Annotated in this window: 12 protein-coding genes; 10 read left to right on the top strand and 2 right to left on the bottom strand. The window is 53.7% G+C overall.

Annotation, left to right across the window (positions count from 1 at the left end; translation table 11 throughout):
• The first annotated feature begins 112 nt into the window (after nucleotides 1–112).
• From J1785_RS08865 to J1785_RS08825, 9 genes are all read left to right on the top strand, one after another.
• The gene (locus J1785_RS08865; RefSeq protein ID WP_129991164.1) at nucleotides 113–1,477 is read left to right on the top strand and encodes a 2-hydroxycarboxylate transporter family protein; all 1,365 of its coding nucleotides are present in this window, start codon (nucleotides 113–115) and stop codon (nucleotides 1,475–1,477) included.
• 36 nt (nucleotides 1,478–1,513) lie between these two features.
• Nucleotides 1,514–2,401 carry a fumarylacetoacetate hydrolase family protein gene (locus J1785_RS08860; RefSeq protein ID WP_129952576.1) on the top strand — a complete coding sequence of 296 codons (888 nt, stop codon included), beginning with the start codon at nucleotides 1,514–1,516 and terminating at the stop codon, nucleotides 2,399–2,401.
• Between the two features lie 86 nt (nucleotides 2,402–2,487).
• Entirely contained in the window at nucleotides 2,488–3,582 is a 1,095-nt protein-coding gene (citC, locus tag J1785_RS08855; RefSeq protein WP_217219243.1) for a [citrate (pro-3S)-lyase] ligase, read from the top strand.
• Nucleotides 3,583–3,597: 15 nt separating this feature from the next.
• The gene (gene citD, locus J1785_RS08850; protein ID WP_129991166.1) at nucleotides 3,598–3,888 is read left to right on the top strand and encodes a citrate lyase acyl carrier protein; all 291 of its coding nucleotides are present in this window, start codon (nucleotides 3,598–3,600) and stop codon (nucleotides 3,886–3,888) included.
• A complete protein-coding gene (gene citE / locus J1785_RS08845) occupies nucleotides 3,885–4,760 on the top strand; it encodes a citrate (pro-3S)-lyase subunit beta (RefSeq protein WP_129952573.1) in 876 nt (291 codons plus the stop codon). Before citD ends, citE begins: the two co-directional genes overlap by 4 nt.
• Before the next feature lie 30 nt (nucleotides 4,761–4,790).
• Entirely contained in the window at nucleotides 4,791–6,317 is a 1,527-nt protein-coding gene (citF, locus tag J1785_RS08840; RefSeq protein ID WP_129952572.1) for a citrate lyase subunit alpha, read from the top strand.
• A complete protein-coding gene (gene citX, locus J1785_RS08835) occupies nucleotides 6,318–6,857 on the top strand; it encodes a citrate lyase holo-[acyl-carrier protein] synthase (protein WP_129952571.1) in 540 nt (179 codons plus the stop codon). It abuts the gene before it with no gap.
• Complete coding sequence (gene citG / locus J1785_RS08830; protein WP_217219242.1) at nucleotides 6,835–7,674, top strand: triphosphoribosyl-dephospho-CoA synthase CitG; 840 nt, start codon at nucleotides 6,835–6,837, stop codon at nucleotides 7,672–7,674. The genes citX and citG overlap by 23 nt, the downstream gene beginning before the upstream one ends.
• Nucleotides 7,671–8,219, top strand: coding sequence for an RBBP9/YdeN family alpha/beta hydrolase (locus tag J1785_RS08825; RefSeq protein WP_217159234.1), 549 nt, complete (start codon nucleotides 7,671–7,673; stop codon nucleotides 8,217–8,219). Before citG ends, J1785_RS08825 begins: the two co-directional genes overlap by 4 nt.
• 27 nt (nucleotides 8,220–8,246) lie before the next feature.
• Here the strand turns inward: J1785_RS08825 and J1785_RS08820 are convergent, their stop codons facing one another.
• Together J1785_RS08820 and J1785_RS08815 are read right to left on the bottom strand one after the other, a co-directional pair.
• Complete coding sequence (locus J1785_RS08820) at nucleotides 8,247–8,723, bottom strand: DUF805 domain-containing protein (protein WP_129952568.1); 477 nt, start codon at nucleotides 8,721–8,723, stop codon at nucleotides 8,247–8,249.
• A gap of 74 nt (nucleotides 8,724–8,797) precedes the next feature.
• The gene (locus J1785_RS08815) at nucleotides 8,798–9,868 is read right to left on the bottom strand and encodes a LacI family DNA-binding transcriptional regulator (protein ID WP_129952567.1); all 1,071 of its coding nucleotides are present in this window, start codon (nucleotides 9,866–9,868) and stop codon (nucleotides 8,798–8,800) included.
• A gap of 277 nt (nucleotides 9,869–10,145) precedes the next feature.
• On the opposite strand from J1785_RS08815, the gene J1785_RS08810 reads away from it, so the two are divergent.
• Nucleotides 10,146–11,402, top strand: coding sequence for a maltoporin (locus tag J1785_RS08810; protein ID WP_129952566.1), 1,257 nt, complete (start codon nucleotides 10,146–10,148; stop codon nucleotides 11,400–11,402).
• Nucleotides 11,403–11,676 lie beyond the last annotated feature (274 nt).

Raw genomic sequence — 11,676 nt, 5'->3', positions numbered from 1 at the left:
CATAAAAACCTTTCACTCCTTTAAAACACCTTTTCTAATTTGCGGCACCTCACATATTACCGGTCAGCATTACTCTTATACTCCCTGCACAAATTGACACAGGGGATTCATAATGAGTACAACTGACGACACCTATTCTGTTACTGCGGGATCTTCCTGCGTTAAACAGCTCTCATTAAAAGAAAAATGGTGGCACATTCTCGATACCTGGAAAATCGGCATTATTCCGTTACCGCTGTTCGCCATGGCGGGGCTACTTATCGCAATAGATTGTCTTGACGGCAAACTGCCGAGCGACATCGTGGTGATGGTCGCCACGTTAGCGTTCTTTGGGTTTGCCTGTGGCGAGTTCGGCAAGCGTCTGCCTTTTATCGGCAAGATGGGCGCTGCGGCGATTTGCGCCACGTTCATTCCTTCCGCGCTGGTCTATTACGGCCTGCTGCCGGATGTCGTGGTGGAGTCCACCACCAAGTTCTACAAAAGCACCAATATTCTGTATCTCTACATCTGCTGCATTATCGTGGGCAGCATCATGAGCATGGATCGCAAAGTGCTGATCCAGGGGTTCATGCGTATTTTCTTCCCAATGTTGTGCGGCGAAGTGGTTGGCATGCTGGTCGGGATGGGGGTCGGTCTGGCGCTGGGCATGGAACCTTTTCAGATTTTCTTCTTCCTGATCTTACCGATCATGGCCGGTGGCGTGGGTGAAGGTGCCATCCCGCTGTCCATTGGTTACGCAACCTTATTACACATGGACCAGGGTGTGGCGCTGGGTCGCATCCTGCCTATCGTGATGCTGGGCAGCCTGACGGCTATCGTTATCTCCGGTTCTCTCAATCAGCTAGGTAAACGCTATCCACACCTCACCGGCGAAGGTCAGCTGATGCCGTCTGCTAAAAATGCCACAACGGAAAGCAACACGCCGACAGTGGCTGGCGGTAAAACCGATGTCACGACCATTGCCTCAGGTGCATTACTGGCCGTTCTGCTTTATATGGTGGGCATGCTGTTACACAAGCTGATTGGTCTTCCTGCACCGGTCGGGATGCTGTTTGCGGCTGTTGGCCTGAAACTGGCGCACGGCGTTTCTCCCCGCCTGCTCGAAGGTTCTCAGGTGGTGTACAAATTCTTCCAGACTTCCGTCACTTACCCGATTTTGTTCGCCGTCGGTGTCGCCATCACACCGTGGAATGAACTGGTTGCCGCATTCACGATTTCTAATCTGCTGGTCATTGTCAGCACTGTTGCAGCGCTGGTCACCACCGGCTTTTTCGTCGGCAAGAAAATTGGCATGCACCCGATTGATGTCGCCATCGTTTCCTGCTGCCAGAGTGGCCAGGGCGGTACCGGTGATGTCGCCATTCTGACTGCCGGTAACCGCATGCAACTGATGCCATTTGCCCAAATAGCCACACGTATTGGCGGGGCCATTAATGTCTCGGTTGCCCTGCTGGTGCTCGGCAACTTCCTCGTCTGATGCCGCGCTAACTCTTTTTTAATTCAGGATATTTTTATGAAACTGGCAAGTTATCTTTATCAGGGGCGCAAGTCCTACGGCATCGCAACCGGGCACGGCATGATCGACCTTGGTCGCCATCTCGGTCAGCGTTATCCGGACCTCAAAGCTCTGCTGGCAGGCAATGCACTGGCACAGGCTCAGGCGCTGGCGACCCTGCCCGCAGATGTGGATATCGACGATCTGACTTTTCTGCCGGTCATCCAGAATCCGGAAAAAATTCTCTGTGTTGGTATGAACTACGCCGAAAAACGCAAAGAATTTGACCAGCATAATCCGGCACCGACATTGTTCGTCCGCTTTGCTGATTCACAAACCGGCCACGCTTCTCCCGTCATCAAACCGAGCCGTTCTGTCGAATTTGATTACGAAGGTGAACTGGCAGTGATTATCGGTTCTGCCGGGGAAAATATTTCCCGCGAAAACGCCCTGGCGCACGTCGCCGGCTACAGCTGCTATATGGACGGTTCCGCCCGCGACTGGCAGCACACCTGGTTTACCGCCGGTAAAAACTGGCCGCAGACCGGTGCGTTCGGGCCGTGGATGACCACGGCCGATGAGATCCCAGACCCGCACACACTGGCAATCCGCACCTGGCTGAACGGTCACATGGTGCAGGACGACAACACCCGCAGCATGATCCACAACGTTGCCGAACTGATTGAGTACATCAGCACCTTTACCTCACTGAGTGCCGGTGACGTGATCATTACCGGTTCGCCAGGTGGGGTAGGTAAAAAGCGCGTACCGCCGCTGTTTATGAAACCCGGCGATCGCATCGAAGTAGAAATTGAAAAGATTGGTCATCTCAGCAATGTGATTGTTGCGGCAGAAACCAAGGTTGCCGCCGGCCGTCAGGTGAGCCATGCCCGGGCGGCTCACTAACCTCTTAAAACCAACTGACCTGGCCGGGCATTCAGCCCGGCGTTTTAAACATTGCGTCGACTTACATCAGACATCAGGAATGCATTATGTTCAGCCGTGACGAACCCGACTTTTATGTCATCTCTGTCAGCCAGCCACCGAAAGGCATGCTGGAGGATATCCGCGCCTTGTTGCAACAAAGCCAGTTAGGTATGGATGACGACATAGAGCAGTTCGTGGTGGCCTGCTCGGGCCGCCGGCTGGTCGGATGCGCAGGTCTGGTCAGCAACATTATCAAATGCGTTGCCGTGGCTGCCGACTGGCGCGGCGAAAACCTCAGCGCCAGATTGCTGGGTGAAGTGGAAAATCTGGCGGTATCTGGCGGAAAATTCCATTTATTTCTGTACACCCGGCCGTCAAATCGGGAGCGCTTTCGTGGCTGCGGGTTTTACCCGCTGGTCCAGTGGGATGACGTCGCCGTGCTGATGGAAAACACACCCGTGGGCATCAGTCAGTACTGCTGCGGTTTACAGCGCCATTATCATCATGGCCAGCGCATCGGTGCGGTGGTGATGAACGCCAACCCGTTCACTCTCGGGCATCGCTTTCTCACCGAACAGGCGGCAGCAACCTGCGACTGGCTGCATGTCTTTGTGGTAAGCGAAGACGTGTCGTATTTCCCGTTTCAGGAACGTCTTGAAATGGTCCGTATGGGGGTCGCGGACCTGCCTAACGTGACGGTGCATGTCGGTTCTGAATACCTAATCTCCCGCGCAACCTTTCCCGGCTATTTCCTCAAGGATGCGGGGCTGGTGAATCAGGCGTGGAGCGTGATGGATTTGCTGATTTTCCGCCAGTACATCGCCCCGGCATTAGGGATTACGCATCGTTTTGTGGGCAGCGAACCTTTCTGTCCGGTGACTCATCAGTACAACTGCGACATGCATGACTGGCTGGAAGCACCTGCCCGCCTGACGTCGCAACCGCTGAAGGTGACTGAGTTGCCCCGCAAACGTCACGCCGGCGGCAGGGCAATTTCGGCATCTGAAGTGCGTGCGCTGCTCCGGACGCATCAGTTACCGCGTATCCGCGACATTGTTCCACCCAGTACTTACGCCCACCTTGAGCAACATTATTCCGCCACTGCGCCCGCGGATCCGGTGCATGGCGATGTTCTTATTATTTCACCCTCACTTTGTTAACAGCAGGAAAAACCCATGAAAATTGTGAAGGAGGCGCTGGCAGGAACGGTTGAATCCAGCGATTTACTGGTAAAAATCGCCCCGGCCAGTGAGCTGAATGTGGTGATCAGCAGTGAAGTCGCCAAACAGTTTGGCGATCAGATCCGCCGTGTCGTGAATGACACCCTGAATACACTCGGTGTTATCGCGGGTCTGGTGATTATTGAAGACAAAGGTGCACTGGATTGCGTCATTCGTGCCCGGGTACAAAGTGCAGTACTGCGTGCGGCACAGGCTGAAGAGATTAACTGGGAGATGTTACGATGAAAAAACTCCGCCGCAGCATGCTGTTCCTGCCGGGGGCCAGTGCCGCCATGTTATCCACGGCATTCATTTATCGCCCTGACTCCATCATGTTTGATCTCGAAGATGCCGTTTCACTGCGTGAGAAAGACACGGCACGCATTTTAGTTTTCCATGCGCTTTCACACCCGATGTATCGCGATATCGAAACCGTAGTGCGTATCAACCCGCTCAGTACACCGTTTGGCCTTAAAGATTTGGAGGCCGTGGTACGGGCGGGTGCGGATGTGGTGCGCTTACCCAAAACCGATACGCCGGACGATATTTTTGAGCTGGAAGCGCATATCGAACGCATCGAGAAGGCCTGCGGGCGCGAAGTCGGTTCCACCAAAGTGATGGCCGCCATCGAATCAGCTATTGGTGTAATCAATGCCGTGGCGATCGCCCGCTGTTCGCCGCGTCTGATCGGCATAGCGCTGGCGGCTTTCGATTATGTGATGGATATGCAAACCGAGCGCGGCGACGGCACCGAACTGTTTTATGCCCGCTGCGCCGTGCTGCACGCGGCACGTGCCGCCGGAATTGACGCCTTCGACGTGGTGTATTCCGACATTAATGATGAGGCCGGTTTCCTGCGTGAAGTGGAGCTGATCCGCAAAATGGGCTTTAACGGCAAATCCCTGATCAACCCGCGACAGATTGAGCTGTTACACAACGCTTACGCGCCGACGCAGGAAGATGTGGACTATGCGCACCGGGTGATTGCCGCCGCAGAAGAAGGCGAGCGCAACGGGCTGGGCGTGATTTCGCTCAATGGCAAGATGATCGATGGCCCGATCATCAACCATGCGCAGGTGGTACTTGAACGCGCCAGCGCATCCGGTATCCGTCGCTAGCCTTTAATTTTGTACAGGAATATCAAGCTAATGAGTCATTTAACTGAAACTTTGCACAGTCTTTATCCGCAGCTCAGACATCTGGTTGCCTTTGACGGTGCGCACCGTAATACGCCATATCTTTCCGATCCTGATGCCCGTCTGCATCGTAAATTATGCGATTCACTGGAACAGGCGATTGCGCGCAGCGGCCTGAAAGATGGCATGACCATTTCCTTCCACCATGCTTTCCGTGAAGGTGATCAGGTTATTAATAATGTCGTCGCCACGCTGGCAAAACTCGGCTTTAAAAACCTCACGCTGGCATCCAGTTCACTGATGACCTGTAATGATGCGCTGATCGAACATATCCGCCACGGTGTCATCACCCAAATCTATACTTCGGGGATGCGTGGCAAACTGGCCGATGCCATTTCTCACGGGCTGATGGACCAACCGGTACAAATCCACTCGCACGGTGGTCGGGTTAAATTATTGCAGGACGGCGAACTGAACATTGATGTCGCATTCCTTGGCGTGCCGTGCAGCGATGAATTCGGCAATGCCAATGGTACACAGGGTAAATCCTGCTGTGGTTCGCTGGGCTACGCCATGGTGGATGCGCAATTCGCCAGAACCGTGGTGCTGCTGGCCGAAGAACTGGTGCCCTTCCCTAATATGCCCGCCAGCCTGGTGCAGGATCAGGTGGATTACATCGTTAAAGTCGATCAGGTCGGTGATCCGGCGAAAATCAGCGTCGGCGCTGCCCGTGTCACCAGTAATCCGCGTGAACTGATGATCGCCCGTACGGCGGCTGAAGTCATTGAATACTCGGGTTATTTCAAACCGGGATTTTCGATGCAAACCGGTTCCGGCGCGGCGGCCACGGCCTGCACCCGTTTCATGGAAGAGAAAATGGAACGCCACCAGATCACCGCCCGTTTTGCCCTCGGAGGCATCACCGGCAGTCTGGTGGATTTGCATGAAAAAGGTCTGATTCAAACGCTGCTGGATACGCAATGTTTCGACGGTCAGGCGGCGGCGTCACTTAGCCGTAACCCGCAGCACATCGAGATATCCACCAACGTTTATGCTAATCCGGGTGCAAAGGCCGCGAGCTGCGACCAGCTGGATATCGTCATTCTGAGCGCGCTGGAAATCGATACCGGTTTTAACGTTAATGTCATCACCGGTTCCGACGGTGTCATGCGTGGCGCGTCCGGCGGTCATTGCGATGTTGCCAGTGCGGCCAATCTGACCATTGTCGTCGCGCCTTTATTGCGCAGCCGAATTCCGACGGTGGTGCGCCGCGTCACCACCCGTGTAACGCCGGGGGAAAGCATCGATGTGCTGGTGACTGACCATGGCATCGCTGTCAACCCGGCACGTCCGGAAATCCGGCAGCGGCTGGAGGAGGCGGGTCTGAAAATCATGGACATCGAGGCGTTGTATCAGCGGGCGATTTCCCTGACCGGCGAACCGAAACCGATTGAATTCACTGACCGCATCGTGGGTGTTATCCGCTATCGCGACGGCAGTGTCATTGACGTGGTTCATCAGGTAAAAGAGGACGCATAAATGACCATCATGACGCCTGCTGATGCAGGCGTCAGCCTTGAGGATTTGCTGGCAGCAAAGGAACTGCGGGCCAAACGGCAAACCCACTGGCTGACTCAATTCTCGCAACCGCTGATTTCACTCACGCTGGTAACGCCGGGGCCGGTGAAAGACTCTGTCGTGTATCGTCAGGTTATGCGTGAGGCATTGCAACGTGCCGAAGTCATGTTGCTGCAACATGGCTGGCCGGTACTGAAACAACAGGTCTTCTGGCTGCCCACCGGTGCGGAAGCGTTCTGGTGCGTGAAACATCCTGCGCCGGAAGTGAAAGCGGCTACGGTTGAACTGGAACAATCACATATCCTCGGGCGTTTATGGGATTTCGATGTGATCTGCCCGCAGGCGGGCATTGTGGGCCGCCGTTCGCTCGACAATGCCAGCCGCCGCTGTCTGATTTGCGATGGCCCCGCCCATGCCTGTGCCCGTTCGCGCCAGCACCCGCTGCCGGAAGTTATCGCCAAAGTGGAGGCACTGATTGATGGCTGGCACCGTATGCTCTGAACATCCTGTCTCTACTGACATTGCCGCACTGGCAGCCGAAGCGTTGCGCCGTGAAGTCTGGCTGACCCCCAAACCGGGGCTGGTGGACAGTGCCAACAACGGCTCGCACAGCGACATGGATTTGCCCCTGTTTCTGCGCAGCATTGATGCCATCACGCCCTGGCTCCATCAGTTTTTTACTCTTGGTCAGCAGGATTTTCTGCAACCCTCACAGGGGATGCTGATGCGCATCCGTCCGACCGGACTGGCCTGTGAGCAGGCGATGTTCGGCGCAACACAGGGGATTAACACCCACAAAGGCGGCATCTTCTCGCTCGGGTTATTGTGCACCGCCGCAGGCAGACTGATCGGACAACGCCGGTTGTTGACCCGCAACCGCTTATGTGCTGAAGTGGCCGCCATGACGCAAGGGTTGGTTGAGCGCGAATTACAACACTGCCGCCAGCCGGTGTCGGCGGGTGAACGGCTGTTTGTGGCACACGGGATGACCGGTGCCCGGGGCGAGGTACAGAGCGGATTCCTCACTTTGCGTCGCCACGTTTTTCCATACTGGTATCAGGAAAGCCATTCTGAACGCCGCAGCCTTAATGCTTTGCTGCGCCTGATGGCCTATAACCCCGACACCAATCTGGTGGCACGCGGCGGCCTCAGCGGATTACATTTCGTACAGGATTATGCCCGCCGGTTACTGAACACAGGCTGGCAGACGGAGGATTTACAGCAGATGGACAACGCCCTGATAGCCCGTCATCTCAGCCCCGGAGGCAGTGCGGATTTGCTGGCAATTGCCATCGTGCTGATGGCTTTCCCACAATGAGCCCGGTGCCTGAAATAACCCGCATGCTGGTTCCCGGATTGCGTGACAGCGAAGCCGGGCACTGGCAAAGCCGCTGGCATGAACAATATCCCCACTGGCTGCGCATAAAGCAGCGCAACTGGGCGCAGGTTGATCTTGAAGGCTGGATTACTGCCATTGACCGTGAGCAGAAAAAGACCCCTTCCCCGCTGCTGCTGATCGGCCACAGTTTTGGTGCGCTCGCAAGCCTGGTGTGGGCGAACCGTCATCCGCAACTCACGGCAGGTGTGATGCTGGTCGCTCCTGCCGAGCCCATGCGGTTCGGGCTCAATGATGACATTCTTCCTGTACCGCTGGCCGTACCGGGGCTGCTGGTCGCCAGCCATACCGATCCGTTGCTGACCTTTACCCGGGCAGAGTTTTGGGCGCAGACGTGGCGCTGCGAACTGGCAGATATCGGGGAGGCCGGACATATCAATGTGGAATCAGGGTTCGGCGACTGGCCGTGGGGGCTGACGAAACTGGAGGTATTTGCCGCGCAACTGGCGGCAAACTTATCGGACTAAATGCGCGACAGGGTGTTCAGTAGTGCATTACTCAACAATGCGGGATTGTGTTTGCGGCGCAGGCCTGGATTTCTGACAGCACAGGAAAATCATGACCAGCAGCGGGATCCAGCCCAGTACAATACCCAACGTGATTTTCATCCACACATAGGTTTCCGGCGAGGCGTACTGCATCAGGATGGTATTCAGCAGGCGCGAAACAATACCTGCCAGATAAACACCGCCAAACCACCAGCCGGAGCGGTTGATGTCGTGCATACGCCGGATCCCGACCGCGAGAAGCGGTAATGCCGTCGCCAGGGCAAACAAAGTATAAGCAACCCCGGCGTAAAAAATGCTGTAAGGATTCCCCGCCAGCGCGAACAGGAATGAAACGCCCATGGTCAGCAAAATAATAATCAGCAAATTACCCAGCGCAAATGTCCAGAACTCCTTGCGGGTCGCGCAGCCACGGAAATCTACATACTTTTTCCAGCCCTGCAAATAACACTGCCATAACGTCATTTCATCACATCCTTTTGCCTGTTCATCTGATATTTCAATGGGTTTTTTAATAGGTAAAGAATTAAAGCGTTTTCTTACTGCCCCCGCAACTGCTGCGCCAGAATATTGAGCTGATCGGCTATCAGGTTGAGATCTTTCTCCTGCTGCCCCGGCGCACGGGTGGAATTACGCACCACCAGCTTCGCAGGCAGAATTTTCGATGACATCGTCTCAGGGTTTTCGGCCAGCAAATGTTCAACCGCCTCTTTGCTCTGCAAATCGAGATCCAGTGAGACGGTGGTCAGTGCCGGATGAAAGAAAGCGCTGTCGTAGGTGTCATCGTATCCGATGATCGACACGTGCTGCGGGATGGCCACATTGTGCTGATGAAGCGCACTGATGACGCCAAGCGCCATCTGGTCATTTCCCACCAGCATGGCGGTGAATTGCGGAGTTTCGCGCAAAATCTGCAACGCGCTGTAATAACCGCTTTTCGCACTCCAGTCGCCGTGAATAACCGTCACCGGCTGGATGCCCTTCTCTGCCAGCGTTTCCTGCCAGCTTTCCAGACGTAAACGGGAAGAGACAGAATCCTCCGGTCCCGCCAGCAAGGCAAATTCGCGGTGCCCTAAATCATGCAGATATTCCACGCTGGCGCGTGAACCGTCAGCCGGATTAAAGCAGACATTAAACACCGGGCTGGTGGGATCGACGTCAAGAAAAAGACACAGGATGTCGCGGTTATTTTCATAAATCCGTCCCGCCTCGGCGCTTTCCAGCGGAATGTTGATGATGACACGCTCAACACGTTGTGATTTCAGTTCATTAATCGAGTCCTGAATGCTCTGGTTGACGTCTCCGTCAATCATTGAAATCAGTACCTGATACCCGGCCTGATGCGCATATTTCTTCACTGACGCGGCAATTTGCGAAGGCGCGTGTAGCGCCAGTGACGTCGTGACAAGTCCGATGGTAAAACTCTGCTTCCCCACCAGTTGCTGTGCCAGCCGGTTCGGCACATAGCGCAAAACTTCAATGGCCTGTTCAACTTTCAGACGCGTGGCATCTGAGACATTGGCCGATTTGTTTAACACCCGCGAAACCGTCTGATACGAAACACCGGCATAGCGGGCAACATCCTCTAATGTCGAACTTTTTGATTTCATTCTTTCCCCAGACCGCAACCCGTGATTTTGCTCAATCCTATGATAATCGAGCCAACGTACGGGATCTCATTTAAAAGTTCAATCCGGGTGACCGGCAATGCATAAGTTATACGTTAACATTGAATATATTCGTGATTTATATCACTCACGATTTATCAATAATCCATAACTTGTAGACATATATCACATTTCACAATATGTAAAATTGATCATTATTGTTTCTGGGTATCTTATAGATTCCGTAAATGTGAACGTCATACAATCATAAGGAAAAAAAATGAAACACAACTTACGCACTCTGGCTGTGGCGGTTTCCCTCGCCATCACAGCGGGCCCTGCCGTGGCAAATGATATTGATTTTCATGGATATCTGCGTTCGGGCGTGGGGGTTTCTGGCGGTGGCAGTCTGGAACAATTCCAGAAAAACAAAGTCGGGCGTCTGGGCAACGAAGATGACACCTACGGCGAAATTGAACTGGGCAGCGAAGTTTACAAGAAAGATGACGTGAGTTTTTACGTCGACTCCATGGTCAGTATGGTGTCTGACGGCTCTAATGATGATGAAAACACCTTAAATGACGATGCACAGTTCGGCCTGCGCCAGTTGAATCTGCAAATCAAAGGGCTGGTCCCCTGGGATAAAGATGCCGTGATCTGGGGCGGTAAACGTTATTACCAGCGTCACGATTTACACATCATCGATACCAAATACTGGAACATTTCCGGTGCCGGTGCCGGTATTGAAAATCTTAAAATGGGCGAAGGCGCGCTTTCTCTGGCGTGGATCCGTGGCGATGCCAATGACGTAGATTACCGCGTGGACGGTAATAATGATGTGAACATCAACTACATCGACGTGCGTTATGCCGGAATTAAACCCTGGAGCGGTGCGTGGATGGAAATCGGTGCCGACTACGCCATGCCAAATCTGTCGCATGACCAGAAAGAGTACGGCGGCCTGTATGATGCGGATAACGGCGTGATGCTGACCGGTGAAATCAGCCAGGACATGTGGGGCGGCTATAACAAACTGGTATTGCAGTACGCGAATAAAGGTCTGGCGCAGAACATGATTTCACAGGGCGGCGGCTGGTACGATATGTGGAACTATACCAATGATGCCACCGGTTATCGCGGCATCATCACCGGTCTTATCCCGATCACCAGTAAGTTCAGCCTTAACCATGTGCTGACCTACGGCCACGCAGAAAACATCACTGATTACACCGATACGACTGAACTGGTTTCTCTGGTGGGACGTGCGCAATATCAGTGGACTGATTATGTACGCACCATCGGTGAAGTTGGTACGTTCTACCAGAAAGATGATTACAAGACCGGGGCGAGTTACAAACAAGGCGGTCAAAAATATACGCTGGCGATGGGGCTGGCAGCCGGGCCGGAGTTTATGTCACGTCCTGAACTGCGTGTGTTCGCGTCTTATCTGAATGATTCGGAGCATGGCGATACGTTTGATGATCATACCAAAGCGGATACGTGGAACTTTGGTGTTCAGGTCGAAGCCTGGTGGTGATTTTTTTCTTCCTTGAAGCTGCAACTGCGTTAGCTACGTTTGCTCACCCGAATCACTGACATAAGTCAGCTCATCGGGACTCGCTGTCTTGCTGCAACTCCAATGGATTTGAAAAAACAGGTGTTAATTATTAAAAAAATATCCTCATTGTAATAAAGCGACAGACAAAACTTAATTTCTCTTGTAGGGGATCGTTACGTTTTTTCTCCGCACAGCAGCATCATTATTATCATTTATAGAAAGCAGAAATAATAAAGGCAGCCTTGTGTCGGGC

The sequence above is a fragment of the Rahnella perminowiae genome (genome assembly GCF_019049755.1).
GTDB classification, from domain to species: Bacteria; Pseudomonadota; Gammaproteobacteria; order Enterobacterales; family Enterobacteriaceae; genus Rahnella; species Rahnella perminowiae.
The sequence above is the reverse complement of the archived record's forward strand: the minus strand, read 5'-3'. Positions and strand labels throughout refer to the sequence as shown.

Excerpts from the sequence above, each read along its gene's own strand:
- citX (WP_129952571.1), top strand. The coding sequence starts at position 6,318 with ATGACCATCATGACGCCTGCTGATGCAGGCGTCAGCCTTGAGGATTTG.
- J1785_RS08825 (WP_217159234.1), top strand. The coding sequence starts at position 7,671 with ATGAGCCCGGTGCCTGAAATAACCCGCATGCTGGTTCCCGGATTGCGT.
- citG (WP_217219242.1), top strand. The coding sequence starts at position 6,835 with ATGGCTGGCACCGTATGCTCTGAACATCCTGTCTCTACTGACATTGCC.
- J1785_RS08810 (WP_129952566.1), top strand. The coding sequence starts at position 10,146 with ATGAAACACAACTTACGCACTCTGGCTGTGGCGGTTTCCCTCGCCATC.
- citD (WP_129991166.1), top strand. The coding sequence starts at position 3,598 with ATGAAAATTGTGAAGGAGGCGCTGGCAGGAACGGTTGAATCCAGCGAT.
- citC (WP_217219243.1), top strand. The coding sequence starts at position 2,488 with ATGTTCAGCCGTGACGAACCCGACTTTTATGTCATCTCTGTCAGCCAG.
- J1785_RS08865 (WP_129991164.1), top strand. The coding sequence starts at position 113 with ATGAGTACAACTGACGACACCTATTCTGTTACTGCGGGATCTTCCTGC.
- citE (WP_129952573.1), top strand. The coding sequence starts at position 3,885 with ATGAAAAAACTCCGCCGCAGCATGCTGTTCCTGCCGGGGGCCAGTGCC.
- J1785_RS08815 (WP_129952567.1), bottom strand. The coding sequence starts at position 9,868 with ATGAAATCAAAAAGTTCGACATTAGAGGATGTTGCCCGCTATGCCGGT.
- J1785_RS08860 (WP_129952576.1), top strand. The coding sequence starts at position 1,514 with ATGAAACTGGCAAGTTATCTTTATCAGGGGCGCAAGTCCTACGGCATC.
- J1785_RS08820 (WP_129952568.1), bottom strand. The coding sequence starts at position 8,723 with ATGACGTTATGGCAGTGTTATTTGCAGGGCTGGAAAAAGTATGTAGAT.
- citF (WP_129952572.1), top strand. The coding sequence starts at position 4,791 with ATGAGTCATTTAACTGAAACTTTGCACAGTCTTTATCCGCAGCTCAGA.